Annotated in this window: 24 protein-coding genes; 21 read left to right on the plus strand and 3 right to left on the minus strand. The window is 70.6% G+C overall.

Annotated features, from left to right (window positions below):
• Positions 1-127: 127 nt before the first annotated feature.
• The 9 genes from rsmH to murC all read left to right on the plus strand — a co-directional run bounded on the left by rsmH (position 128) and on the right by murC (position 11,881).
• Positions 128-1,114, plus strand: a complete 987-nt coding sequence (gene rsmH / locus HJ588_RS10135; protein ID WP_171154539.1) for a 16S rRNA (cytosine(1402)-N(4))-methyltransferase RsmH — start codon at positions 128-130, stop codon at positions 1,112-1,114.
• The gene (gene ftsL, locus HJ588_RS10140) at positions 1,111-1,866 is read left to right on the plus strand and encodes a cell division protein FtsL (protein ID WP_171154541.1); all 756 of its coding nucleotides are present in this window, start codon (positions 1,111-1,113) and stop codon (positions 1,864-1,866) included. The genes rsmH and ftsL overlap by 4 nt, the downstream gene beginning before the upstream one ends.
• 156 nt (positions 1,867-2,022) lie before the next feature.
• Entirely contained in the window at positions 2,023-3,843 is a 1,821-nt protein-coding gene (locus HJ588_RS10145; RefSeq protein WP_171154543.1) for a peptidoglycan D,D-transpeptidase FtsI family protein, read from the plus strand.
• A gap of 14 nt (positions 3,844-3,857) precedes the next feature.
• A complete protein-coding gene (locus HJ588_RS10150) occupies positions 3,858-5,267 on the plus strand; it encodes a UDP-N-acetylmuramoyl-tripeptide--D-alanyl-D-alanine ligase (protein ID WP_171154546.1) in 1,410 nt (469 codons plus the stop codon).
• Between the two features lie 39 nt (positions 5,268-5,306).
• Complete coding sequence (gene mraY / locus HJ588_RS10155) at positions 5,307-6,386, plus strand: phospho-N-acetylmuramoyl-pentapeptide-transferase (protein ID WP_171154548.1); 1,080 nt, start codon at positions 5,307-5,309, stop codon at positions 6,384-6,386.
• Positions 6,387-6,519: 133 nt separating this feature from the next.
• Positions 6,520-8,028 (plus strand): UDP-N-acetylmuramoyl-L-alanine--D-glutamate ligase, encoded by a 1,509-nt coding sequence (murD, locus tag HJ588_RS10160; protein ID WP_171154550.1) that lies wholly within the window; start codon positions 6,520-6,522, stop codon positions 8,026-8,028.
• The gene (gene ftsW, locus HJ588_RS10165; protein ID WP_171154552.1) at positions 8,025-9,281 is read left to right on the plus strand and encodes a putative lipid II flippase FtsW; all 1,257 of its coding nucleotides are present in this window, start codon (positions 8,025-8,027) and stop codon (positions 9,279-9,281) included. The genes murD and ftsW overlap by 4 nt, the downstream gene beginning before the upstream one ends.
• Before the next feature lie 54 nt (positions 9,282-9,335).
• Positions 9,336-10,439 (plus strand): undecaprenyldiphospho-muramoylpentapeptide beta-N-acetylglucosaminyltransferase, encoded by a 1,104-nt coding sequence (gene murG, locus HJ588_RS10170; RefSeq protein ID WP_171154555.1) that lies wholly within the window; start codon positions 9,336-9,338, stop codon positions 10,437-10,439.
• Entirely contained in the window at positions 10,436-11,881 is a 1,446-nt protein-coding gene (gene murC / locus HJ588_RS10175) for a UDP-N-acetylmuramate--L-alanine ligase (RefSeq protein WP_171154557.1), read from the plus strand. The genes murG and murC overlap by 4 nt, the downstream gene beginning before the upstream one ends.
• 15 nt (positions 11,882-11,896) lie before the next feature.
• On the opposite strand, the gene HJ588_RS10180 is transcribed toward murC, so the two are convergent.
• On the minus strand, positions 11,897-12,544 hold the full coding sequence (locus HJ588_RS10180; RefSeq protein ID WP_171154559.1) for a helix-turn-helix domain-containing protein: 648 nt from the start codon (positions 12,542-12,544) through the stop codon (positions 11,897-11,899).
• A 268-nt stretch (positions 12,545-12,812) separates the two neighbouring features.
• Between HJ588_RS10180 and HJ588_RS10185 the strand changes: the two genes are divergently transcribed.
• Together HJ588_RS10185 and HJ588_RS10190 are read left to right on the plus strand one after the other, a co-directional pair.
• Positions 12,813-13,421 carry a response regulator transcription factor gene (locus HJ588_RS10185; protein ID WP_171154561.1) on the plus strand — a complete coding sequence of 203 codons (609 nt, stop codon included), beginning with the start codon at positions 12,813-12,815 and terminating at the stop codon, positions 13,419-13,421.
• A gap of 150 nt (positions 13,422-13,571) precedes the next feature.
• On the plus strand, positions 13,572-14,234 hold the full coding sequence (locus HJ588_RS10190; protein ID WP_171154564.1) for a hypothetical protein: 663 nt from the start codon (positions 13,572-13,574) through the stop codon (positions 14,232-14,234).
• Between the two features lie 81 nt (positions 14,235-14,315).
• Here HJ588_RS10190 and HJ588_RS10195 read toward each other — a convergent pair whose 3' ends face one another.
• On the minus strand, positions 14,316-15,296 hold the full coding sequence (locus HJ588_RS10195; RefSeq protein ID WP_171154566.1) for a TlpA family protein disulfide reductase: 981 nt from the start codon (positions 15,294-15,296) through the stop codon (positions 14,316-14,318).
• A 342-nt stretch (positions 15,297-15,638) separates the two neighbouring features.
• Here HJ588_RS10195 and ftsZ point away from each other — a divergent pair, with 342 nt between their 5' ends.
• The 9 genes from ftsZ (at position 15,639) to HJ588_RS10240 (ending at position 23,244) form a co-directional block, all read left to right on the plus strand.
• Positions 15,639-16,904: a cell division protein FtsZ gene (gene ftsZ, locus HJ588_RS10200; protein ID WP_171154569.1), complete on the plus strand. Its 1,266-nt coding sequence runs from the start codon at positions 15,639-15,641 to the stop codon at positions 16,902-16,904.
• Positions 16,905-16,952: 48 nt separating this feature from the next.
• Entirely contained in the window at positions 16,953-17,693 is a 741-nt protein-coding gene (gene pgeF, locus HJ588_RS10205) for a peptidoglycan editing factor PgeF (protein ID WP_171154571.1), read from the plus strand.
• Between the two features lie 2 nt (positions 17,694-17,695).
• The gene (locus tag HJ588_RS10210) at positions 17,696-18,409 is read left to right on the plus strand and encodes a YggS family pyridoxal phosphate-dependent enzyme (RefSeq protein WP_171154573.1); all 714 of its coding nucleotides are present in this window, start codon (positions 17,696-17,698) and stop codon (positions 18,407-18,409) included.
• A gap of 65 nt (positions 18,410-18,474) precedes the next feature.
• Positions 18,475-18,981 carry a cell division protein SepF gene (locus tag HJ588_RS10215; protein WP_171154576.1) on the plus strand — a complete coding sequence of 169 codons (507 nt, stop codon included), beginning with the start codon at positions 18,475-18,477 and terminating at the stop codon, positions 18,979-18,981.
• 75 nt (positions 18,982-19,056) lie between these two features.
• The gene (locus tag HJ588_RS10220; RefSeq protein ID WP_171154578.1) at positions 19,057-19,335 is read left to right on the plus strand and encodes a YggT family protein; all 279 of its coding nucleotides are present in this window, start codon (positions 19,057-19,059) and stop codon (positions 19,333-19,335) included.
• A 90-nt stretch (positions 19,336-19,425) separates the two neighbouring features.
• Positions 19,426-20,562 carry a DivIVA domain-containing protein gene (locus HJ588_RS10225; protein WP_171154580.1) on the plus strand — a complete coding sequence of 379 codons (1,137 nt, stop codon included), beginning with the start codon at positions 19,426-19,428 and terminating at the stop codon, positions 20,560-20,562.
• A gap of 281 nt (positions 20,563-20,843) precedes the next feature.
• Positions 20,844-21,758, plus strand: coding sequence for a TraR/DksA family transcriptional regulator (locus HJ588_RS10230; RefSeq protein ID WP_343036664.1), 915 nt, complete (start codon positions 20,844-20,846; stop codon positions 21,756-21,758).
• A complete protein-coding gene (lspA, locus tag HJ588_RS10235) occupies positions 21,716-22,318 on the plus strand; it encodes a signal peptidase II (RefSeq protein WP_343036665.1) in 603 nt (200 codons plus the stop codon). The genes HJ588_RS10230 and lspA overlap by 43 nt, the downstream gene beginning before the upstream one ends.
• The gene (locus tag HJ588_RS10240; RefSeq protein WP_171154584.1) at positions 22,315-23,244 is read left to right on the plus strand and encodes an RluA family pseudouridine synthase; all 930 of its coding nucleotides are present in this window, start codon (positions 22,315-22,317) and stop codon (positions 23,242-23,244) included. The genes lspA and HJ588_RS10240 overlap by 4 nt, the downstream gene beginning before the upstream one ends.
• 165 nt (positions 23,245-23,409) lie before the next feature.
• Here HJ588_RS10240 and HJ588_RS10245 read toward each other — a convergent pair whose 3' ends face one another.
• Positions 23,410-23,793: a hypothetical protein gene (locus HJ588_RS10245; protein ID WP_171154586.1), complete on the minus strand. Its 384-nt coding sequence runs from the start codon at positions 23,791-23,793 to the stop codon at positions 23,410-23,412.
• On the opposite strand from HJ588_RS10245, the gene HJ588_RS10250 reads away from it, so the two are divergent.
• Positions 23,792-24,109: a hypothetical protein gene (locus HJ588_RS10250; RefSeq protein WP_171154588.1), complete on the plus strand. Its 318-nt coding sequence runs from the start codon at positions 23,792-23,794 to the stop codon at positions 24,107-24,109. The genes HJ588_RS10245 and HJ588_RS10250 overlap by 2 nt on opposite strands.
• The last annotated feature ends 90 nt before the right edge of the window (positions 24,110-24,199 follow it).

Consider the following 24,199-nt stretch of genomic DNA (forward strand, 5'->3'; position numbering starts at 1 on the left):
AAACGCTCAGGCAGGGACAGCGGCTGGGGACCAGGGCTCAGAAACCCGCCGGGTGTCGCGCACCCGACCGACCACCATCACCCGCCAGACCTGCCACACCCGCCAGACCTGCGAGAGGACACCGGCCATGGGCGCGAGCCGCGGCGACGCCGCCGACCGGCACACCCCGGTCCTCGCTGCTCGCATCACCGAAATCCTTTCTCCCGCCTTGCAGTCCGAGGGCGCCGTCTTCGTGGACGGCACGCTCGGCATGGGCGGCCACACGCAGGCGATCCTCGAGGCCAACCCCGGCGCGATCGCCTACGGCGTCGACCGGGACACCGAGGCGCTGGCCCTCGCCGGGAAGCGCCTCGCGGCATACGGCGACCGGTTCCGCCCGGTCCACGCGGTGTATGACGAGGCCTTCGACGTGCTCGCCGGCCAGGGCGTGACGCAGGTCGACGCCGTGCTGTTCGACCTCGGGGTCTCCTCGCTGCAGCTGGACGAGTCCGACCGGGGCTTCGCCTACAGCGTCGACGCGCCGCTCGACATGCGGATGGACCAGACGACCGGGCGCACCGCCGCCGACGTGCTCAACACCTACTCGGCGCCCGACCTCGAGCGCATCCTGCGGGTGTACGGCGAGGAGCGCTTCGCCCGCCGCATCGCCTCGGCGATCGTGCGCGAGCGCGAAGAGGCGCCGTTCACCGACTCCGCGCGCCTGGTCGAGCTGCTCCGCCGCGCCATACCGGCGGCGTCGCAGCGCACCGGCGGCCACCCGGGCAAGCGCACCTTCCAGGCGCTGCGCATCGAGGTCAACGCCGAGCTCGACGTATGGCGGGACGCGCTGCCCGCCGCGATCGACGCGCTCACGGTCGGCGGCCGGGTCGCGGTGCTGTCCTACCACTCGCTGGAGGACCGCATCACCAAGCAGGCGCTCGCCGCCGGCGCGACGAGCACGGCGCCGCCGGACCTGCCGGTCGAGCTGCCCGAGCACGCGCCCTACCTGAAGTTGCTCACCCGCGGGGCCGAGCAGCCGACCGCCGCCGAGACCGAAGACAACCCGCGCGCGGCCTCAGCCCGGCTGCGCGCCGCCGAACGTATCCGCAGCACCACGAAGGGATCCCGGAGATGAGCCAGCTCACCGCGCTGCCCAGGCCTACGGCCAAGTCGACCCGTCTGCCGAAGCGGCCGGCGGCCACGACCAGCCGCCCCTCGCTGCGGGTGGTGCAGCACCAGGACGCGGCCGAACACTCCGGTGTCGGCTTCGTGATGCTGTGCGTCTTCCTGCTCGTCGGCGGCCTCATCGCGCTGCTGCTGCTCAACACCAGCCGGGCGCAGCAGTCGTTCGCGATCGACAAGCTGCAGGCCAAGTCGGCCAACCTGACCGACCAGCAGCAGGCGATCTCCAGTCAGCTGGACGACCTGGCCGCGCCGCAGCAGCTCGCGCTGCGGGCGCAGCAGCTCGGACTGGTGCCGGCCAAGAACGTCAAGTACGTGCGTAAGGCAGATGGCAAGGTGCTCGGCGTGGCGAAGGCGTCGGGCGCGCAGTCCGCGTTTACGGTGGGGACGCTTCCCTCGACCCCGGCATCTCGGGCGGCGGACGCGACCACGTCGGCAGCCTCGCTCGGCCTCGTGATCACCAAGCCGAAGCCCGCGACGAAGGACCCGAAGGCAGCAGCCACGTCCGACCCGAAGTCCGACCCGAAGAAGGCCGCCACCGCACCGACCACGTCCGCCAAGCCGTCTGCGACGTCCTCCGCGAAACCGTCGGCCGGGACGAGCAAGCAGGCGAAGCAGACCACGACGACGCCGAAGGCCGCGCCGACCACCGGCAAGGCCAAGGCCAGCAGCAAGCCCACCCCGAAGCCGACCACCACGAGGTGACCAGTGAGCACGTCCCGCCGACCGGGTGTGCGAGGCAGCCGTCCGACCGCGACCCCGGCGCGGGGGGCAGGCGGGAAACCCGGTCGCACACCGCAGCGCGCGCGCACTGACCGCGGGACCGGTGGGTCGGGGCGGCCGCCACGGGGGACCGGGGGTATGCCGCCCAAGCGTCCGCGCAAGCCGGTCGCGCTCGGCGTCGGCCACCCGCGCCGCCGGGCCCGGGTGCTGCTCGTGGCGACCCTGTTCGTCTTCAGCATCTTCGCCGCGCAGTTGCTGCGCATCCAGGGCTTCGACGCCCAGCGGGTGTCGGCCAAGGCGCTCGACTCCCGGCTGCACGTGTCGTCGATCCCGGCCCAGCGCGGCTCGATCGTCGACGCCAACGGCACCGTCCTGGCCGCCAGCCTCGACCGGGTGGACATCGTCGGGGACGCCACCGCGACCGTGGTCTACAAGAAGCGGGTCGACGGTCAGGTGCGCACCGTGGGCCTGGCCGGAGCGGCGACCGACATCGCCAACGCGATCGGCGCCCAGCCGCAACCCATCCTCACCGCGCTGCAGCAGGCGGAGAAGAAGAAGTCGCAGTTCACCTACCTGGCCAAGGGCGTCACCCCGGCGCAGTGGAAGACCGTGCAGGCACTGCAGATCCCGGGCATCTCCAGCGAGGCGGCCTCCGAGCGGGACTACCCGCAGGGCACCGCTCTCGCGCCGCTGCTCGGCTGGGTCGACGCGAGCGGACAGCCCGGCGGCGGCGTCGAGCAGATGGAGCAGAAGACCCTCAACGGCACGCCGGGCAAGCACGTCTACGAGCAGGCGCCCGACGGGACGATGATCGCCACCGGCGACAACAAGGACAAGCCGGCGGTCGACGGCAAGGACGTCCAGCTGACGATCAACAACGACCTGCAGTGGTATGCGCAGAACGCGCTCTCCCAGGCGGTCAAGAAGGCGGGCGCGCTGTCCGGCGAGATCGTGGTCATGGACCCGAAGCAGAACCTCAAGGCGGTCGCGAGCTACCCGAGCTTCGACAACAACAACATCGGCGCGGCCACGTCCGGCCAGTTGCAGTCGCGGCCGTTCACCGATGCCTACGAGCCGGGATCGACCGGCAAGGTGATCACGATGTCCGCCCTGCTCGCCGAGGGCAAGGCGACGCCGACCAGCCAGGTCGTCGTACCGCCCACCCTCAGCCGCGCGGGCACCACCTTCCACGACGCCGAGGTGCACGGCACCGAGAACCTCACGCTCGCCGGCGTGCTCGCCCAGTCCTCCAACATCGGCACCATGCTCGCCGGGTCGAAGCTGCCGTCGTCGACGGTCTACGACTACATGCGCAAGTTCGGCCTCGGCCAGACCAGCGGCACCGGCTACCCGGGCGAGTCCGACGGCGTGCTCAGCCCCTTCCAGAAGTGGAGCGAGACCCAGAAGTACACCGTCCTCTACGGTCAGGGTGTCGCCGCGACCGGCATCCAGGAGGCGTCGATCTTCGCGACCATCGCCAACAACGGCGTGCGCGAGCCGATCAAGCTCGTCTCCGGCATCGGCGAGAACGGCACGTTCACCCGGCCCACCGACGACCGCACCTCCCAGCAGGTGGTCTCGAGCAGCGTCGCCTCGCAGGTCACCAAGATGATGGAGGGCGTGGTGTCCAGCGACGGCACCGCCAAGTCCGCGCTGGTGCCGGGCTACTCGATCGCCGGCAAGACCGGCACGGCCAACCGCTACGACGCCACGCTCGGCCGGTATGACGGCTACACCGCCTCGTTCATCGGTTTCGCCCCGGCGAGCAACCCCCGCTACGTCGTCGCGGTCACCATCCAGCGGCCGACCAAGGGCAGCATCTTCGGTGGGGACGTCGCGGCTCCGGTCTTCTCGCAGGTGATGAGCTACGCGCTGAAGAACGGCGGCGTGCCGCCGAGCGGCAAGCAGGCCGCGCCGTACCCGCTCACCTTCCAACCCGCGAGTTCCCGCAAGCCGTGAGAGCAGGCTGACCCATGATTGCGCTGAAACTCTCCGAGATCGCTGCCCTCACCGGTGCGACGCTGCACGGACCGGACGCCCTCGTCGACGGGCCGGTCGTCACCGACTCCCGCGAGGCGGGGCCCGGCAGCCTCTACGTCGCCCGGATCGGCGAACACGCCGACGGCCACGACTTCGCGCAGGGCGCGGTCGACGCCGGCGCCGTCGGGGTGCTCGGCTCGCGCCCGCTGCCCGGCATCTCGACCGTGGTGGCGGCCGACGTGCAGCAGGCGTTCGCCGACCTCGCCCGTGCGGTCGCCGACCGGGCCCCGCAGCTGACGATCATCGGCATCACCGGCAGTTCGGGCAAGACCTCGACCAAGGACCTGCTCGCGCAGGTGCTCGCCCCGGCCGGGCCGACCGTCGCCCCGGTCGGGTCCTACAACTCCGAGGTCGGCGTGCCGCTCACCGTGTGCCGGGTCACCACCGACACCCGCTTCCTCGTCGCCGAGATGGGCGCCACCAACCTCGGCAACATCGCCTACCTGACCCGCATCGCGCCGCCGAGCATCGGCATCGTGCTCAACGTCGGCACCGCCCACGTCGGTGAGTTCGGATCGGTCGACGTGATCGCCCGCACCAAGTCCGAACTCGTGCAGGCGCTCCCGGCGGACGGGCTGGCCGTCCTCAACGCCGACGACGACCGGGTGCTTTCGATGCGCGAGGTGACCTCGGCCCGGGTAGTGACCGTCGGCCGCTCCGAGACCGCCGACGTGCGGGCGGTCGACATACGGCACGACGCGCAGGACCGCGCCGCGTTCACCATCGTCGGGCTGCCCGGCATCGACGCCCTGCCGGTGCAGCTCGGGCTGCATGGCGAGCACCAGGTCGGCAACGCGCTCGCGGTCGCCGTCGCAGCCCGCGAGCTGGGCCTGACCGCCGAGCAGATCGGCGCCGGCCTCGCCGCCGCGGCGCCGGTCAGTCGGTGGCGCATGGAGGTGCACGAACTCCCGGACGGCATCACCCTGATCAACGACGCCTACAACGCCAACCCGGACTCGATGGGCGCCGCGCTGCGGGCGCTGCAGCGGATCGGCGAGCAGCGCCGCACGATCGCGGTGCTCGGGCAGATGCTCGAGCTCGGCGACCTCAGCGACGACGCGCACCGCAGCGTCGGGCAGACCGTCGCCGCGCTCGGCATCGACGAGCTGGTGTCGGTCGGCGCCGGAGCCGGTCCGCTCGCCGACGCCGCGGAGGCCGGGGGAGTGTCGGTGCGGCGCACCGCAGACGTCGACGAGGCGCACGACACACTCGGGCAGCTTCTAAGCTCCGGTGACGTCGTGCTCCTCAAGTCGAGTCGCGACTCGGGACTGCGTTACCTTGGCGACCGCATCACCCAAGAACATGGTGGACAAATCGAGAAGGATGGATCGGGCAATGGCTAGCCGCGCCGCGTGTGGGCGCATCTCGAGAGAGTCCGCTTCGTGAGGGCGGTCCTGATCGGTGCGTCCGTCGCACTCGTGATCGGGCTGGTCGGCACCCGGTGGTTCATCGGTTTCGTCGTACGCCACGGCTACGGACAGTTCGTCCGCGACGACGGCCCGACCAGTCACCACACCAAACGCGGCACCCCGACCATGGGCGGCGCCGTCATCATCGCCGGCACCGTCGCCGGCTACGCCCTGGCCCACCTGGTCACCTGGGACGCGCCGACCGCGTCCGGGCTGCTGGTGCTCTTCCTCATGGTCGGCCTCGGCCTGGTCGGGTTCCTCGACGACTGGACCAAGATCTCGCGGCAGCGGTCGCTCGGCCTGCGCTCCTGGGAGAAGCTGCTCGGCCAGACCCTCGTCGCGGTGATCTTCGCGGTGCTCGCCACCAAGTTCTCCCGCGGCGGCATCACCCCGGCGAGCTACCACATCTCGTTCGTGCGGGACACCTGGATCAACCTGGCCTTCCACGGCACCTTCCTCGCGGTGATCCTCTTCGTCATCTGGGCCAACCTGATGATCGCCGGCACCAGCAACGGGGTGAACCTCACCGACGGCCTCGACGGCCTCGCGACCGGCGCCTCGGTGATGGTGTTCGGCGCCTACGTGCTGATCAGCGTGTGGCAGTTCAACCAGAACTGCCAGTTCAACTTCTCCGCCAAGTGCTACAACGTGCGCGACCCGCTCGACCTCGCCGTTGTCGCCGCGTGCGTCATGGGCGCCTGCTTCGGCTTCCTCTGGTGGAACGCCTCACCCGCCAAGATCTTCATGGGCGACACCGGCTCGCTGGCCCTCGGCGGCGCACTCGCCGGCCTCGCGATCACCACCCGCACCGAGCTGCTCGTGGTCATCCTCGGCGGTCTGTTCGTGCTCGAGACCCTGTCGGTGATGCTGCAGGTCGGCTCGTTCAAGCTGCGCGGCAAACGCGTGCTGCGGATGGCGCCGATCCACCACCACTTCGAACTCCTCGGCTGGGAACAGATCACCGTCACCATCCGCTTCTGGATCATCGCCGGCCTCTGCGTCGCCGCCGGCCTCGCGATCTTCTACGCCGAATGGGTCGTCGGCGGCGTATGAAGCACCACCCCACGAAGGTCTCCGCCCCGGCATACCCGCATTTGTCGACCCTCGGCAGCGGAACACGCCGCGCCGGCGCGGTTTCCCGGCGCGCCGGTATGCCGAGGGTCGACTTCTGCTCGGGCGCGACCGTATGACGCAGGAAGCGTGGCCGGTGGACCCGGCATACGAGCCGGACGACGGGCGCGGCACGCTCACCCACGGCGACGCCGACTGGTCCGGCCTCACCGTCGTGGTGATCGGGCTCGGCGTCTCCGGGTTCGCCGCGGCCGACGCGCTGCTCGAACGCGGCGCCCGCGTCACCGTGGTGAGCCGCGACCGCACCCCGATGATGGAGGACCGCGCGCGGATCCTCGACGTGCTCGGCGCGCAGGTGTTCTTCGGCGACGACGTGCCGGACGCCCCGCCGCCCGGCACCCGCCTGGTCGTCACCTCGCCCGGCGTGCCGCCCACCAACCCGTTCCTGGTCGCCGCGGCCGCCGCGGGCATCCCGGTGTGGGGCGAGGTCGAGCTCGCCTGGCGGATGCGCCCCCGCGAGGGCGCCGCGCCGTGGCTGACCGTCACCGGCACCAACGGCAAGACCACCGCGGTCACCATGCTCGAGTCGATGCTGCGGGCGGGCGGCCTTCGCGCGACCGCGGCCGGCAACGTCGGCCTGCCGATCCTGGAGGCGGTGCTGCACCCGGAGCCCTACGACGTGCTCGCGGTGGAGCTGTCCACCTTCCAGCTCCACTGGTCGCGGAGCATCTCGCCCTACGCCTCCTGCCTGCTCAACGTCGCACCCGACCACCTCGACTGGCACGGGTCGTATGACGAATACCGCCACCAGAAGGGCCGCGTCTTCGACCGCAGCCAGCTCGCCGCGGTCTACAACGCGCAGGACCTCACCACCGAGCAGCTGTTGCTGGACGCCGAGGTCGTCGAGGGCTGCCGGGCCATCGGCTTCACCCTGGGCGTGCCGTCGGTGTCGATGCTCGGCGTGGTCGACGGCGTGCTCGCCGACCGGGCGTTCATCGACGACCGGCGCACGACCGCCGCCGAGCTCGCGCACGTGGACGACCTGCGCGGCCCGGACGGCGCCGACCCCGCACCGCACTACGTCGCCGACGCCCTCGCGGCCGCCGCGCTCGCCCGCGCCTACGGCGTCGCGCCGGTCGCTGTGCGCGACGGGCTGCGCGACTACCAGCCGCAGCCGCACCGGGTGCACACCGTCGCCACCGTCGATGGCGTCCGCTACGTCGACGACTCCAAGGCCACCAACCCGGGCGCTGCGCAGGCGTCGCTGACCGCCTTCGACGACGTCGTCTGGATCGCCGGCGGCCTACTCAAGGGCGCGGACGTCGACGACCTCGTGCGGGCCGCGGCCTCCCGGTTGCGCGCAGTCGTGCTGCTCGGCCGCGACCGGGCGCAGCTGGCCGACGCGGTCCGGCGACACGCCCCCGATGTGCCGGTCATCGACATCGCGAGCACCGAGACTGGTGCCATGGATGACGCCGTGCGTGCCGCCCGTGACCTGGCCCGTCCCGGCGACGTGGTGTTGCTGGCGCCGGCGGCGGCCTCCCTGGACATGTACGACAGTTACGGCGCGCGAGGCGACCGCTTCGCGCAGGCCGTGCGCGAGCTGCCCAGCGCCGGACGATGAGCGCGACCAGCGGCACCGGCAGCTCCGCCGGCAACCTGCGGCAGAGCGTCACCGAGCGGCTCGCGCTCGGCGGCCTGCTGAAGCGCCTGGAGTCCCCGGTCGCGCCCTACTATCTGCTGCTCGGCTCCACCGCGATGCTGGTGCTCTTCGGGCTCGTCATGGTGCTCTCCGCCTCCAGCGTGACCTCCTACCAGTCGAGCGGCTCGTCATACACGGTCTTCAAGAGCCAGGCGATGTATGCCGTGCTCGGTCTCGTCGTGGCCGTCGCCGCGAGCCGGGTGCCGGTGCGCATCTGGAAGCTGCTCGCGCTGCCGGCGTTCATCGGCGCGGTGCTGCTCGAAATGCTGGTCTTCTCGCCGCTCGGACGCACCGTGCAGGGCAACCGCAACTGGATCGGCATGGGCGGCTTCACCATGCAGCCGTCCGAGGCGGGCAAGGTCGCGCTCGTGCTGGTCGCGGCCATGGTGCTGACCCGCAAGCGCAAGGTGCTCGGCGAATGGCGGCACGTGCTCATCCCGCTGGTCCCGATGATCGGGCTGCTGCTCGGCCTGGTGCTGCTCGGTCACGACCTCGGCACCACGATGGTGCTCGCCTCGATCGCCGGCGCGGTCCTGTTCGTGGCCGGCGTGCGGATGCGCTTCTTCGCCGCGTTCGGCGCGGTCGCGGCCGCGGTCGCGCTCGCCTTCGTGGCCACCAACAGCAACCGCACCAGTCGCCTCGACAGCTGGCTCGGCACCTGCATCGACGCGCAGACCGAGGGCTGCTACCAGAAGGTCCACGGCCTCTACGCGATGGCCGACGGCGGCTGGTGGGGCGTCGGCCTCGGCGCCAGCCGCGAGAAGTGGTCCTGGCTGCCGGAGGCGCACAACGACTTCATCTTCGCGATCATCGGCGAGGAGCTCGGCCTGCCCGGCACCCTCGCGGTCGTGGCGCTCTATGTCGCGCTCGGCTACGCCTGCTACCGGCTGATCGTCGGCAGCAAGGACTTCTTCGTGCGCCTCGCCACCGCCGGCATCATGGCCTGGATCCTGGTGCAGGCGATGATCAACATCGGCTCGGTGACCGGCCTGCTGCCGATCATCGGCGTCCCGCTGCCGCTGGTGTCCTCTGGTGGATCCGCGCTGGTGACAACGCTGCTCGCGCTCGGGGTGCTGATCTCCTTCGCCCGCAACGAGCCGGAGTGCAAGAAGGCCCTCGCCGCGCGGCCGAGTGCGATCAAGCGCACCCTCGCGGTGTTGCCGGGTCGTCGCTGACCGGCAGGGCATAGGGTCGATCGCGGCCACGTCGTTCCACCCACCCCGAGGATCATGAGTTCGTCATCTCCCGCCCTGCAGTCCGTCGTGCTCGCCGGCGGCGGCACCGCCGGCCACATCAGCCCCCTGCTCGCGACCGCGGACGCGCTGCGGCGTCGTGACCCGAACGTGCGCATCACCGTGCTCGGCTCGCACGGCGGCCTGGAGGAGACGCTGGTGCCCGAGCGCGGTTACGACCTGCGGCTGATCCCGAAGGTCGCCTTCCCGCGGCGCCCGAATGCCGCGGCGGCCCGCTTCCCGCTCGCCTTCCGCGGTGCGATCGCACAGACTGCCGACATCATCGGCGAGGTGGACGCCCAGGTGGTGGCCGGTTTCGGCGGCTACGTCAGCCCGCCGGCGTTCCTCGCCGCCCGCAAACTGAAGCTGCCGATGGTGGTGCACGACGGCAACGCCCGCGCCGGGCTCGCCACCCGTCTCGGCTCGCGCTTCACCCCGTATGTCGCGACTGCCTTCTCGGCCACCAAGCTGCCGCACGCGCAGCTGCTCGGGATGCCGCTGCGCCGGGAGATCACCACGCTCGACCGGGCCGCGCTGCGACCGGAGGCGCTGCGCACCTTCGGGCTGCGTGACGACCTGCCGACCCTGCTCGTCACCGGCGGGTCCAGCGGCGCGGTCAGCGTGAACGAGCCGGTCGCGGCGTCCGCGGCGGCCTTCCGCGACGCCGGCGTGCAGGTGCTGCACGTCACCGGCAAGGGCAAGGAGGTCCAGGTCAGTGGCGGAGCCGTCGCGGACGTGCCCTACGTGGTGCTGCCGTATGCCGACCGGATGGACCTCGCCTACGCCGCGGCCGACCTCGTCGTCACCCGCGCGGGCGGCAACATGGTCACCGAGACGTCCACGATCGGGCTGCCCGCGGTGTTCGTCCCGTTGCCGATCGGCAACGGCGAGCAGCGGCTCAATGCCGCCGACGTGGTGGCCGCCGGGGGAGCGCTGCTGGTCGACAACGCCGACTTCACCCCCGATTACCTTGCCCGCGAAGTGATTCCGCTGGTGAAGGACCCGCAGCGGCTTGCGTCGATGGCGAGCGCGGCCCGCGCGCAGGGCCATGGTGACGCCGACGAACGCCTGGCCGAGCTGATCGCCGGCGCCGCGCGATGAGCCCCGAGCCCGACGGCGTCAACCGGCGGTTCGACTTCCACGCACCGCTGCCGTCGCTCGCGGGCGTGCGCGCCGCGCACCTGATCGCGATCGGCGGCTCCGGTATGTCGGGGGTCGCGCGCCTGCTGCTCGCGCGAGGCATCGCGGTCTCCGGCTCCGACCGCGCGGAGAGCGCGGTGCTCGAGGAGTTGCGGGCTGCGGGAGCCGACGTCGTCATCGGGCAGAGCGCGCAGACGGCCGACCGCGTGCCGGCCGACGCCGTCGTCGTGGTCTCCTCGGCGATCGCCGAGGACAACCCGGAGCTCGCGCGCCTTCGCGAGCGCGGACTCACCGTGCTGCACCGCGCACAGGCGCTCGGGATGCTGATGGCGGGGCGCGGTGCGCTCGCGGTGGCCGGGGCCAACGGCAAGACGACGACGAGCGCCATGGCCACCGTCGCGCTGCGCGCGGTCGGCGCCGACCCGTCATACGCGATCGGGGCGCCGATCGTCGGCATCGGGGCCAACTCCGGTGTGGGACAAGGCGATTCGTTCGTCGTCGAGGCCGACGAGAGTGACGGGTCGTTCCTCGTCTATCACCCGCAGGTCGCGATCGTGACCAACATCCGCGACGACCATCTCGACTTCTACGGCACCTCGCAGCGGCTGCACGCGGCCTATGCCGACTTCGCCGCGACGATCCGGCCCGGTGGCCTGCTCGTCGCCTGTGCCGACGACGACGGCTCAGCGGCGCTCGCCGCCCGGGTGCGTGAGAGCGGCGTGCGGGTGCTGACCTACGGGCGCACAGAGCACGCGGACCTGCGGCTGGTCGAGGAGTCCGGCTCGGGCTTCGACTGGCGCGCGACGCTCGTCCTGCCCTCGGGCGCGCGGCTGCCGTTGCGGCTGCGGGTGCCGGGCGCCCACAACCTGCTCAACGCGGCCGGCGTCGCACTCGCACTGACCGAAGGGCTCGGGTGCGATCCGCGCGCTGTGGTCGAAGGTTTGGCCGAATTCGCAGGCACGGCAAGGAGATTCGAGCCGCGCGGTGAGGCTGGGGGAGTGCGGGTCGTCGACGATTACGCGCACAACCCGGGCAAGCTGGAGGCTGTCGTGCGCACCGGGCTCGCGCTGCGTGACGGTGGGCGGCTGATCGTGGCGTTCCAGCCGCATCTGTACTCCCGCACCCAGCACGCCGCGGACGGGCTCGCGGCGGCGCTCTCGCTCGCCGACGTGTCGATCGTGCTGGACGTCTACGGCGCCCGGGAGGACCCGGTGCCCGGGGTGACCGGCGCCCTGGTCGCCGACCGCGTCACGGACGCCGAGACAGTCTTCGCGCCCACCCACGAGGACGCGCTGCGGGCAGTGCTCGACCGCGCCCGGCCGGGGGATCTGGTGCTCACGGTCGGGGCCGGCGACGTGACGACGCTCGGGCCGCGTGTGCTGAAGGCCCTCGGCTCCGCATAGGACGCACCGGCGGCTTCACCAGCGGTGCTCGGCCTGCCAAGCGTCGGCGCCGATGAGATAGCCGTCCTCGACCAGCGCGTCGGCCAGTGTGTGCCGGTTGCTCACGGGCACCTCCGCCTCGCGATATTTCGCGCGCCCCGACTTCAGGTGGGTGTGCACGGTCTGCTCGGTGATGCCGAGGTAGCGCCCGAGGGTGCGGGCGGAGATCGATCGGCGGCTCGCATAGAGGCAGAGGATCTGGATCTCCCGGTCGGTGAGGTGGGCGCGCGGCGGGTGCGCCCGCACCACGCGCCGGAAGCCGTCGACGACGGCGGCGATCCGGCGGACTGCGTCCTCGAGCGCCTCGCGGGGCTCGATCCAGTCGGCCGCTCCCTCGTCGTACGCCCGGTCCGCAGCCGACTGCTGGTGATTGTTGCCCAGCACGATCGGGCAGGACGACAGGTGGCTGATCGCCCGCACCTTGAGGCTGAGCGGGACGTGATCGTCCAGGTAGGCGTCGATCACGACGTAGCCGTGGATGTGCTCGAGTCGAGTCACCAGGTCGGTCCAGGAGTAGAGCAGCAGCCCGGTGGGCACCGCGGCGGCCTGCAGGGCGTCCACCAGAGCGTGTCCGACGATGGGGCTGCTGTGCACCACGTCGACAGCGCTTCCTGGTCTCGGCATGGGCTTTTTGTAACACGTCCCCGGGCTCTGCCGGAGGCCGTCTCACGGCATTCCGTACGTGGTGTGAACGGTCTGGCCGTTTGGCAAGGCCAACCTTGTCAAACGGCTAAGGATGAGTTGAATCTTGTAGCAGTCATTGTGGGTCGGGCGTCCAAGATAATGTTGGTTTCTGCACGATTCTGACCGACTGCGTTGGAATGTCGGGTGGAATGCGTCTCATTGCCGGATTTCCCGGGCGAATCCCCGCCGGGTGGGCCATCATCCCGTCATGTTGTCGCCAGCGCCCGTGGAGCAGGTCGAGGTCGGAGTCGTCGCGTCGTTGTCGCTGGACGCCGATGCGTTGTTACACGTGCTCCAGCAGGTGCCCGGCTTCGTGTTGCACCACGTCGACCATTCGGCGCACACGGCGAAGGAGTGCGACGTGATCGTGCTCGACATCACCGCGCGCGGCGCCGCCCGCCGGATTGCCGGGCTGGCGCCCGCCGCACCGGTGCTGGTGTGGGGCGGTTACCTCCATCAGGAGCAGGTGCGGCTGCTCGCCGCCGACGGTGCGCGCGGTTACCTGTCGGTCATCTCCAAGCGGGACCAGCTGGTGCGGGCGGTCCTCACGCTCGCGGCCGGGGAGCGCTACTTCCCGCAGCTGGACCAGTTGAGCGCCGTGCGGCTCACCAAGGCCGAGGACCGGGTGTTGCGTGCGTATTTGCTCGAGATGCCGGATATGACGCGTGCCGACGTCGCTGCCGCTCTCGGATTGAGTGATCGCACCGTCAAGGCCCATGTGGCCAACGCACGGGGAAAGGTGGCCGGTCAGGTCGGCAGTCGGGGTGCGCTTCTTCGCGCACTGCAGGCTCACGGCTGGCCACAGACTCGAATCTAGTCCTTTTTGGGTAGATCGGACGGTTGTCGTAACCCTCTAGGCCTTTGTGGTTATGGGGCAAAGGAAGCGGTATTCGAGCGGCTAGCTTTCCGCTTGGCGCGCAGCGCTATTTGAAATTACCGATTTTCTGTCGCAAAGGGGTTCAACCACATGACCGATGAAACCAACAAGATCGGCCGGCGGACCATCGCCAAGGGCGCTGCCTGGTCCGTGCCGGTGGTCGCGCTCGGAGCCGGTGCCGCCCAGGCGGCCGCGAGCCCGCCGGTGTGCCCGACCAACTGTGCCCAGCCGGTGGTGAGCGCGGCGACTCTCAGCACCGGGCTCGGCAATCCGGCGACGGGGTCCAACCGCGCCGCCCTCAGCCTGACGGCCGGCGCGTTCTACGCCAACTTCCTCGCCTGCGACGGCGGCGGGCTCTTCCAGGCGTCGATCTTCACCGTCACCTCCGCGACGCTGACCATGAGCGACGGAAGCACCTACACCACGACCTCCGGCCTGCCAGTCGGCGTGGCGGCGGCCAGTCAGTCGGCGCTGGCGACGGTCGGCCTGTCGTTCCAAAATGTCTTCTTCCCGAACGGCAACCTGCTGAGCGGGGTGCTGAACCCGCCCGTCCGGCCGTCGCGGATCTGCTTCACCTACACGGTGGTGCTCAACGTTCTCGGCAGCGTGCCGCCGGCGACCAAGGACTGCAACGGCCAGGTCTGCTTCTCGTTCAACCTGTTGACCGGCAGCGTCTACACGGTGAACCAGAGCGTGCTCGGGGTTCCGGTGCCCAACTCGGTCAGCTACGTCACGACCGGTCTCGGCGCCTGACGCCTGGTCACGGCCCATCGGGCCCGAGCCCCACGCCGCAACGGGCGCGAGGGCTCGGGCCCGTTCAGTCGTCGGGCCCGTTCAGTCGTCGGCGCGCTCGGCCTGGGCGAGCAGCTGCTCTCGCCAGCCGGCTTCGAGCACCAGCTCCTGGATGGGGCCGTGACCGGCGGTCTGCCGATGGCCGAGCGGGTGCCGAGCGTCGATGAGGACCGCGCCCGGGGTGCCGGCGATCTGCAGCGCGCGGGCCGCGAACGAGTCCGCGTACCACGCGTGCGGCGCGAGCGGGGCGAACTTCTCCTGGCCGGCGAACTCGTCCGGGGTGCCGAGGAAGACCGGCTGCAGGTCGAAGCCGTCCTTCAGCAGGTTGGGCCACCAGCGGAAGTGGTCGACCACATCGTGGCAGGCGCCGCAGCCGGGGGAGAAGAAGACCAGGAACGTCGGGGGGTCCTGGAACTCGGTGATCGGCAACGCGTTGCCGTCGGCGTCGTCGAAGGTCAGCGTCCGCACCAGCGCCGCCCGACGCCGCCGCTCGGCATCGGCCCGCCAGGCGAGCAACGCGGCCCCCAGCAGCAGCGTGAGCGCGGCAGGTATGACGTAACACCACGCCGCCAGCCGGTCTGCGGCTACCGATGCCGGCGCCCGGTGCAGCACGAGGGCGGCGATCGCGACCGCGAGCAGCACGCTGTTGCGCACGATCGTCCGGGTGCCGACGGTTTCGTCGCCGAGGCCGCCGAAACAGTTGCACGACACCGGCACCGGCCGCCGTGCCACCCGGACGACCAGCACCAGGAAGCCGAAGAACAGTGTGACGATCGCCAGCTGGGCGATCAGCTGCCACGGCGCGGGCAGCAGCACCGCAGCGAGGCCGAGCGCGATCTCGATCCACGGAAACGCCGTGGCGAACCGGCGGTCCCGCCAGGTCCACTCGGGCAACCCGAACTGCGCGATGGTCACCTGGAACTTCTCGTCGGTCCCGATCTTGAGCAGGCCGCTGACGACGAGCACCGCGCCGGTTGCCCAGGTGCCGAGTGCTCCGAGCCAGTCCACCCAGCTGCCGTTCATCGGGTGCCGTTCAGGTTCATGCGATCAGCTTACGGACCAGCGCGCGGACGCGGGGGCTGCCGAGCGACGGCGCAGGCCATGGAGCACGACCGGCGGGCCCTAACACGATGCAGAACGGTGCAGAACGATTCAGAATGATGCAGAACGCTGCGAAACGCTCCTCACCGTCAAGTTGAGGTCGATAGTCGCAGGGGGCGCAGCGGTTGCGTACCATGCCACAGATGTTGCTGTCGCGGAGCAACCGCTCGACCCGCCACGGTGTGTCGGTTAGGGAGCGGCCCGGCGCGACGGTCATCATCAACCTGACGTTTTGATCTCTATCGCTGGAAAGGCCCTCTCCTCGTGGCAACTCCGCAGAACTACCTGGCCGTCATCAAGGTCGTCGGCATCGGCGGCGGTGGCGTCAACGCCATCAACCGGATGATCGAGGTCGGTCTCAAGGGCGTGGAGTTCATCGCCATCAACACCGACGCGCAGGCGCTGCTGATGTGTGACGCTGACGTGAAGCTTGAGGTCGGCCGCGAGCTGACCCGGGGTCTCGGTGCGGGCGCCGACCCGGAGGTCGGCAAGAAGGCCGCCGAGGACCACGCGGAGGACATCGAAGAGGTGCTCAAGGGTGCCGACATGGTGTTCGTGACCGCCGGCGAGGGCGGCGGCACCGGCACCGGCGGCGCGCCGGTCGTGGCCAAGATCGCCAAGAGCCTCGGCGCCCTCACCATCGGTGTGGTCACCCGCCCGTTCACCTTCGAGGGCCGCCGCCGCGCCGGCCAGGCCGACCTCGGCATCAACGCGCTGCGCGAAGAGGTCGACACCCTCATCGTCATCCCGAACGACCGGCTGCTGTCGATCAGCGACCGCAACGTCTCGATGCTCGATGCGTTCCACAGCGCCGACCAGGTGCTGCTGTCCGGTGTGCAGGGCATCACCGACCTCATCACCACCCCGGGCCTGATCAACCTCGACTTCGCCGACGTCAAGTCGGTCATGCAGGGGGCCGGCTCGGCGCTCATGGGCATCGGCTCGGCCCGCGGCGAGGATCGCGCCGTGCAGGCCGCCGAATTCGCGATCTCCTCCCCGCTGCTCGAGGCGAGCATCGACGGCGCGCAGGGCGTGCTGCTCTCGGTGCAGGGCGGCAGTGACCTCGGCCTGTTCGAGATCAACGAGGCCGCGCGACTGGTGCAGGAGGCCGCGCACCCCGAGGCGAACATCATCTTCGGTGCGGTCATCGACGACGCGCTCGGCGACGAGGTGCGGGTCACGGTGATCGCGGCCGGCTTCGACGGCGGCGCGCCCAAGCCGCGGGCCGACGACCGCGCGCTCGGTCAGATCCAGGGCGGCCCGGTGCCCGGCAAGCGCGAGAAGGCACCGCAGCAGTCACCGGTGGAGGCCGCGCAGGCCGGCCGCCCGCAGCCGCAGCCGGCTCCTCAGCAGCAACAGCAGCAGCAGTCCGGGGAGAGTGCGGAGGCCGGGGCCGAGCAGGGCGGCACCGACGAGCAGCCGGCGCAGGCCGCGCCCGGCACCGTGCAGCAGACGACGACGTCGCGGCCGCCGCGTGAGGTGACCTTCGACGACAGCGAGGACCTCGACGTCCCCGACTTCCTGAAGTGACCGCAGCCGGCCACTCGGCATACGTCCGGCAATACGTCCGGCACTGACATGTGGTGGTGGCAGGACACCCTCCGCACCACGGACGGCCGCGTCGTCGAGGTGGGCTTCACCGATACCGAGGGCGGCGTCAGTGACGGCCCGCTGCGTTCGCTGAACCTCGGCGGCAAGGTCGGCGACGACCCCGAGAACGTCCGTCGCAACCGGGCCGCGGTCGCGGCCGCGGCCGGTGTGCGCGCCGACCGTCTGGTCTTCATGCAGCAGACGCACAGCACGCACGTCGCCCGCCACGACCCGCAGGCCACGGAAGCGGTCGACGCGGACGGCATCGTCAGCGCCGAGCCCGACACCGCTCTCGCGGTGCTCGTCGCCGACTGCACCCCGGTGCTGCTCGCCGACCCGGCGGCCGGTGTCATCGGTGCCGTCCACTCCGGGCGACCCGGGATGGTCGGCCGCATCGTCGACAACGCGCTCGATGCGATGGCAGCACTCGGAGCCACCAATCCCGTTGCCATTGTTGGGCCCTCGGTGTGCGGACGGTGCTACGAGGTGCCGGCGCAGATGCGAGACGAGGCGGCCGCGGTGACACCGGCGAGCCGCGCCGTGAGCTGGACCGGCACGCCTGCGATCGATGTCGCGGGCGGTGTCGTCGCCCAGCTCGCGGCCCGCGACGTCCCGGTCACCTGGGTGCCCGGCTGCACCCGCGAGAGCGACCGGCTCTTCTCCTACCGGCGCGACCACGCCACCGGGCGCTTCGCCGGCGTGATCGTGCTGCGCGGCGGAGCCGCCTGACCATGTATGACGGCAGTCCCCGCCGGGACGACCTCGCCGGCCGCCTGGCCGCGGTCCGCGAGCGCGTCGACCGCGCCTGCGCCGCGGCCGGTCGCAGGCCGGACGACGTCACGCTGATCGCGGTCACCAAGTTCTTCCCGGCGAGCGACGTGCAGCTGCTCGCCGGGCTCGGGGTCACCGACGTGGGGGAGAACCGCGATCAGGAGGCTGCGGCGAAGATCGCCGATCTGGCTGCCACGACTCGGGATTCGCTGACCGTGCACTTCGTCGGTCAGCTCCAGTCCAACAAGGCCGCGCACGTCGTGCGCTACGCCGACGTGGTGCAGTCGGTCGACCGGCTCAAGATCGCCCGTGCCCTCGACCGGGCCGCCGATGCGGCGGGCCGGCGGCTCGACGTGCTGCTGCAGATCGACCTGTCCGGCGCGCCCGGCCGCGGCGGCGTCGCACCCGACGAGGCCGCCGCCCTCGCGGACGAGGTCGCCGCCCTCGCCGCGCTGCGGCTGCGCGGGGTGATGGCGGTGGCGCCGCTCGGCGGCGACCCCGCGCCGGCCTTCGAGCGGCTGGGCGGCGTCGCCCGCGTCATACGGGATGGGCATCCGGAGGCGGACTGGATGTCGGCCGGGATGAGCGGCGACCTGGAGCAGGCGATCGCCGCGGGCGCGACACACCTGCGTGTCGGCAGCGCAATCCTCGGATCCCGCCCGCTTGCCCGGTAGCGTCTTTCGCGACCGACAAATCCCCCGCGAGAGCCGCCCGCTCGCGGTCAGCAAGGAGTGCACACATGGCCGGAAAGCTGCGCGCGACAATGGAATACCTCGGCCTGGCCGAGGCCGACCCGCGTTACCGCGACGACGACTACGCCGGTGAATGGTCCGACGAGCACTACGACGAGGCCGGTGACAGCGGTTACCCGGTCGAGGACACCCACCGCGAGCCCGCTCCCGTCACCCACCTGCACAAGTCGCCGGCTCCGCCGGCCGAGTACGACCAGGAGCTCTCCGCGATGAGCCGCATCAACACCATCCACCCGCGCACCTACAACGAGGCCAAGGAGATCGGCGAGAGCTTCCGCGACGGTGTGCCGGTCATCATGAACCTCTCCGACATGGACGACACCGACGCCAAGCGCCTGGTCGACTTCGCCGCCGGTCTGGTCTTCGGTCTGCACGGCACCATCGAGCGGGTCACCAGCAAGGTGTTCCTGCTCTCGCCGTCGGGCGTCGAGGTCGCGACCAGCGGCCCGGAAGCCGGACGCCCGACCGGTCGCGGCCTGTTCAACCAGAGCTGAATCCGGCAACCGCAATTTCATCGCGGCTTTCGGGCCGGTGGTCGGTCCCACGTCCGGATGCCGCAGAATTGATATATGTCAGCCGTTCTGAGCCTCGTCTCACTACTGCTCTATGTGTTCTTCATCATGCTGCTCGGCAGACTGGTGCTCGACTGGGTGCAGGTCTTCGCGCGGGACTGGCGCCCGCGCGGTGTGGTCCTGGTGATCGCGGAGGCGATCTACTCCGTGACGGACCCGCCGTTGAAGGCGCTGCGCCGCGTCATACCACCGCTGCGGCTGGGGCAGGTGCGGCTCGACCTGGCCTTCCTGGTGCTGATCCTGGCTGTCTCTTTGCTGCTCAGTGTCCTAAGGTAAGCACGACATTCAACCGATTGTCGGCGGTCCAGCGTGCGCAAAAGCGCGAGCTGTCACCCGCCGCACCTGATTTTTCACCGAGGTGGACAGATGGCGTTGACGCCTGAAGACGTGGTCAAGAAGGAGTTCACCAAGCCCAAGGGTTTTGGTCGTAGCGGTTACGACGAGATCCAGGTGGACGACTTCCTCGACGAGATCGTGGTCGAGCTGCGCCGGCTGAACGCTGAGAACGAGGACCTGACCGGCAAGCTCGAGGACTGCCGCCGCAGCAAGGGCCAGCCGGGTCGCGCCGACGCCGATGTCACCAGCCCCGGCGCGAACACCCCCGCGGCCGCGTCGCCGGCCGCGGCAGTCCCCGCCCTCACGCCGGTCTCCGGTGGCGACAAGAAGGGCAAGGACGACGCCGCCGAGGTGCCGGACGCCGCTGCAGCCAAGGCGGCGCAGGCGGACCTGACGGCCGCGCAGGGCCAGCTGAAGACGACCCGGGATGAGCTGACCCGGGTGCGGGCCGAGCTCGACCAGGCCAAGAGCCAGCTCGCCGACACCAAGCAGGAGCAGTCCCGCGCCGAGGCGCAGCTGCAGGACGCGCAGAAGCAGCTCAAGGCCGCCCAGCAGCAGCTGGCCGACGCCAAGCAGCAGCAGAGCGACTCCGCCGCCAAGCAGCAGGCCCCGGCCGCGCTCGCCGACCAGCCGAAGCAGGGCAAGCCTGCGCAGGCCGAGTCGGGCGGCACGCAGCAGCTGGTGTCGCCGGAGAGTGCTGCCGGCGTCATCGCGCTGGCGCAGCGGCTGCACGACGAGCACGTGCGCGAGGGCGAGACGACCCGCGACCGGCTGATCAGCGAGGCGACCACCAAGCGCGACCAGCTGATCTCCGAGGCCACCTCGCAGCGGGACGAGCTCCTCGGCACCGCGCAGAGCCGCCACGACGAGCTCATCGCCACCGGCCAGAGCCGGCACGACGAGCTGGTGCAGTCGGGTCAGACCCAGCACGACGAGCTGGTCCGCACCGGCACCGAGCAGTCGCAGCAGATGGTGCGCGAGGCCGAGGAGCGCAAGAACCGCATCCTCTCCGAGCTCAACACCGAGCGTGACCGGGTGACGACCGACATCGACAAGCTGCGCGCCTTCGAGGGCGACTACCGCACCAAGCTGCGCGGCTACATCGAGAGCCACCTGTCGCAGCTGGACCACACCGCGGTCGACGGGGACGGCAAGCCGAAGGGCTGACCTCCCGCGCGACAACACCGCCCGAACGCGGCGCCCATCGGTTATGGTGGGCGCCGCGTTCGTCGTTTCCCGAGTAATCGGGCCGATGTCGTTGTACGACGATTCACCGTCGCTTATCCTGCGGCAAGCCGTTGATCGGGGGCCTTCGCCGGTGCAGCCTGGCGGCCCACCGAGGAGGAAGGGAACCGATGGCAACGAAGAGGTCGGCCGACGTAGGGTCGGGCACCGCCGGACGGCGTACCCGGGTCACAGCCGCGTTGCGCAAGGCAGCCGGTAAGGCCGTGTCGAAGGCGACGAGCCGCCCGGCGAGGACCTCCTCCAAGACCGCCGCCGCCAAGACCGCGGCCGCCAAAGGCGCCGCCAAGGGCGCCGCCACGAAGGCGACGGCGAAGAAGAGTCCGGCCGCGAAGAGCACGGCCAAGAAAACTGCCGCCAAGAAGACTGCTACCAAGAAGGCGGCTGCCAAGAAGGCGGCGGTGAAGGCTACGCCGGCCAAGAAGACGGCGACGAAGAAGACGGCAAAGACCGCTGCGGCGAAGACGGCCGCGAAGAAGGCTTCCGCCGCGAAGGCTCCAGCCAACAAGACCTCTGCCAAGAAAACTCCTGCCAAGAAGAGCTCTGCCACGAAGGCTGCTGCCACGAAGGCTCCGGCGAAGAAGGCAGCCGCCGCGAAGGCCCCGGCCAAGAAGGCAGCCGCGAAGGCGCCCGCGAAGAAGGCGCCTGCGGCCACGGCTTCGGCACCCGCCGCGAAGACGGCGGCGAAGAAGACCACCCCGGCGAAGGTCGCCGCGACGGCCAACCGGTTGAAGGTGCGCGACGACGAATCGCCTTGGACGGCAAAGGAGCTCAGCGCCGTACGCGCCGAGTTGCAAAGCGATGTGGAGCGCCTCACCACCGAGCTGCACGGCTTCGAGGACGACATCGCCGGCCTGATCAAGGACAGTGGCGACGGGGCCGGTGACGACCAGGCTGACGCCGGTGCCAAGACGTTCGAGCGCGAACACGAGTACTCCCTCGCGCAGAACTCTCGCGACCTGCTGGAACAATCGGTGCATGCCCTGGAACGCATCGACGACGGCAGTTATGGACTCTGCGAGAACTGCGGCAACCCCATCGGCAAGTTGCGGTTGCAGGCCTTCCCGAGGGCGACGCTGTGCCTGACGTGCAAGACCAAGCAGGAAACGAGATACCGCTGAGCCAGCCCGACGCCGACGCCCGACGCGCGGCGAGCCGGCGTCCGTCCCCCCGGCTGATCGCGCTCCTGGTGGCCGTGGCCGCTTCGGGGTATGCCGCCGACCAGGGCACCAAGGCGTGGGCGAAGTCGGCCCTGGAGCCGGACCGGTCGCGGGAGTTCATCGGCACCCTGCTGCAGCTGCGGCTCACCGACAACCCCGGTGCGGCCTTCTCGATCGCCACCAACGCCACCTGGCTGCTCACGGTCATCGCGATCGCGGTCATCGCGGTGACCATCTACTTCGCGCGGCGGCTGCGCAGCAAGCCGTGGGCGTGCGCCCTCGGGCTGCTGATCGGCGGCGCGCTCGGCAACCTCACCGACCGGTTCTTCCGGCCGCCGGGCGGCGGGCGCGGGCACGTCGTGGACTTCCTGGAGTTGCCGCACTGGCCGATCTTCAACGTGGCCGACATCTGCGTGGTGACCGCCGCCTGCCTGATCGCGTTGCTCGCCTTCCTCGGCATCGGCATCGACGGCAAGCGGGCGGACGACACGAAGACCTCTGCTGCGGAGGATGCTTCGTGAGCGAGGTGAAGGCGCTCGGCATACCGGAGGGCCTCGAGGGGGAGCGCGTCGACGCCGCGATCGCGCGGCTGCTCGGTTTCTCCCGCACCCAGGCGGCCGACCTGGCCAAGGCCGGAGCGGTGACGCTCGACGGCAAAGAGGCCGGCAAGTCCGACCGGGTGAGCAGCGGGCAGTGGCTCGAGGTGCGCATGCCGGACCGGGTCGGTCCGCGGGTGCCCGAGGTCAAGCCGCAGCACATCGAGGGCCTGCGCATCGTGCACGACGACAGCGAGATCGTCGTGGTCGACAAGCCGGCCGGGGTCGCGGCGCACCCAAGTGTCGGCTGGGACGGCCCGGACGTGGTGAGCGGCCTGGCCGGTGCGGGCTACCGCATCTCGACGTCGGGCGCCGCCGAGCGGCAGGGCATCGTGCAGCGCCTGGACGTCGGCACGAGCGGGCTGATGGTCGTGGCCAAGAGCGAGCGCGCCTACACCGCGCTCAAGCAGGCGTTCCGCGATCGCACCGTCGACAAGACCTATCACGCTCTCGTGCAAGGGCTTCCGGACCCGATCGTCGGCACCATCGACGCACCGATCGGCCGGCATCCCGGGCACGACTACAAGTTCGCGGTGATGCAGTCCGGGCGGCCGAGCGTGACGCACTACGAGCTGCTGGAAGCGTTCCGGTCGATGAGCCTGCTCGACATACATCTGGAAACCGGGCGCACCCACCAGATCCGGGTGCATTTCTCCGCGCTGCATCACCCGTGCGTCGGTGATCCGCTGTATGGCGCCGACCCGACGCTCGCCAAGAAGCTCGGCCTGGACCGGCAGTGGCTGCACGCGGTCGAGCTCGGCTTCGAGCACCCCGGGTCGGGGGAGTGGGTCACCTTCGAAAGCCCGTATCCGGCCGATCTGCAGCGCGCGCTCGACATCGCGCGCGGCTGACGGCTCGGCTACAACTCCGATCACGATCTGGGCGCACGACTCGTCCGGCTTTCGGCGACTTGTCACACCAACCGGCGACTTGTCACATAAACCGACGACTTGTCACGTGCTACAGCACGTGACAAGTCGTGGTAAAGCGTGACAAGTCCGGTATGACGTGACGAGTCAGCCGGTGACCCCGAGCTGGGTGGTGACCGGCGACGGCGTCGGCGGCTCATTGGTCGGGTGTGATGCGGTCGGTTGTGGTGCGGTCGGCTGCTTGGTCCCGGTGGGCGCGTGGGTGGCCGTCGGTCCGCCCGCGGCGCCGCACGTCCGGAAGCGCGGGTGCTCCACGACCCCGGCGTTGTGGCTCATGCCGGCGTTCAGGTAGGAGACGCCGAGGGCGACGTCCTCGTAGCCACTCGGCCAGGTGGCATGCACCGTGTGGGTGCCGGCCGTCGCCGGGCCGAGGTCGTAGCTCCAATTGCCCGCGGCTGCCTGCCCGGACTGGAGATATGCCACGAGTCGGCCGCCGCCGAGGTCGTGCGCCGACGTCACGGTGATGGTCATGCTGGACTTGTCGCCGGCGATCGACCGGGCCGTGCAGGGCCCGGGCGAGGTGCGAATGGTGATCCCGTCGACGTCGACCGGCGGTGTCGCGGGGGCAGTCGGGTTGTCGGTGGCACCCGCGGGGCTGGAGGTCCCCGAGGGCGCGGCTGTGGTGCCGGCCGACGTGGTCGAGCTACTGGTGGCCGCACTACTGGTCGCAGGGCCGTCGGTGGCGAAGCTGCTGGTGCCGGTGGCGATGGCGCCGCCGGCGGCGAGTGCTCCGACGATGCCGGCGATGGCGAACTGGCTGCGTGAGATTGGCATGGCTTTCCCCTGAAATGTGTGGTGTGCGTGGTGTTTTCGGTATGCCGCGGGCCGCCCCCGACGACGGCCCGCGGCATACCAGGTGTGATTGCGGGTGTGATTG

Origin of the sequence: Flexivirga aerilata (genome assembly GCF_013002715.1) — a bacterium.
Taxonomy (GTDB): Bacteria; Actinomycetota; Actinomycetes; order Actinomycetales; family Dermatophilaceae; genus Flexivirga; species Flexivirga aerilata.

Excerpts from the sequence above, each read along its gene's own strand:
- rsmH (WP_171154539.1), top strand. The coding sequence starts at position 128 with ATGGGCGCGAGCCGCGGCGACGCCGCCGACCGGCACACCCCGGTCCTC.
- ftsL (WP_171154541.1), top strand. The coding sequence starts at position 1,111 with ATGAGCCAGCTCACCGCGCTGCCCAGGCCTACGGCCAAGTCGACCCGT.
- HJ588_RS10145 (WP_171154543.1), top strand. The coding sequence starts at position 2,023 with ATGCCGCCCAAGCGTCCGCGCAAGCCGGTCGCGCTCGGCGTCGGCCAC.
- HJ588_RS10150 (WP_171154546.1), top strand. The coding sequence starts at position 3,858 with ATGATTGCGCTGAAACTCTCCGAGATCGCTGCCCTCACCGGTGCGACG.
- murD (WP_171154550.1), top strand. The coding sequence starts at position 6,520 with ATGACGCAGGAAGCGTGGCCGGTGGACCCGGCATACGAGCCGGACGAC.
- ftsW (WP_171154552.1), top strand. The coding sequence starts at position 8,025 with ATGAGCGCGACCAGCGGCACCGGCAGCTCCGCCGGCAACCTGCGGCAG.
- murG (WP_171154555.1), top strand. The coding sequence starts at position 9,336 with ATGAGTTCGTCATCTCCCGCCCTGCAGTCCGTCGTGCTCGCCGGCGGC.
- murC (WP_171154557.1), top strand. The coding sequence starts at position 10,436 with ATGAGCCCCGAGCCCGACGGCGTCAACCGGCGGTTCGACTTCCACGCA.
- HJ588_RS10180 (WP_171154559.1), bottom strand. The coding sequence starts at position 12,544 with ATGCCGAGACCAGGAAGCGCTGTCGACGTGGTGCACAGCAGCCCCATC.
- HJ588_RS10185 (WP_171154561.1), top strand. The coding sequence starts at position 12,813 with ATGTTGTCGCCAGCGCCCGTGGAGCAGGTCGAGGTCGGAGTCGTCGCG.
- HJ588_RS10190 (WP_171154564.1), top strand. The coding sequence starts at position 13,572 with ATGACCGATGAAACCAACAAGATCGGCCGGCGGACCATCGCCAAGGGC.
- HJ588_RS10195 (WP_171154566.1), bottom strand. The coding sequence starts at position 15,296 with ATGAACGGCAGCTGGGTGGACTGGCTCGGAGCACTCGGCACCTGGGCA.
- pgeF (WP_171154571.1), top strand. The coding sequence starts at position 16,953 with ATGTGGTGGTGGCAGGACACCCTCCGCACCACGGACGGCCGCGTCGTC.
- HJ588_RS10210 (WP_171154573.1), top strand. The coding sequence starts at position 17,696 with ATGTATGACGGCAGTCCCCGCCGGGACGACCTCGCCGGCCGCCTGGCC.
- HJ588_RS10215 (WP_171154576.1), top strand. The coding sequence starts at position 18,475 with ATGGCCGGAAAGCTGCGCGCGACAATGGAATACCTCGGCCTGGCCGAG.
- HJ588_RS10220 (WP_171154578.1), top strand. The coding sequence starts at position 19,057 with ATGTCAGCCGTTCTGAGCCTCGTCTCACTACTGCTCTATGTGTTCTTC.
- HJ588_RS10225 (WP_171154580.1), top strand. The coding sequence starts at position 19,426 with ATGGCGTTGACGCCTGAAGACGTGGTCAAGAAGGAGTTCACCAAGCCC.
- HJ588_RS10250 (WP_171154588.1), top strand. The coding sequence starts at position 23,792 with ATGCTGGACTTGTCGCCGGCGATCGACCGGGCCGTGCAGGGCCCGGGC.
- HJ588_RS10245 (WP_171154586.1), bottom strand. The coding sequence starts at position 23,793 with ATGACCATCACCGTGACGTCGGCGCACGACCTCGGCGGCGGCCGACTC.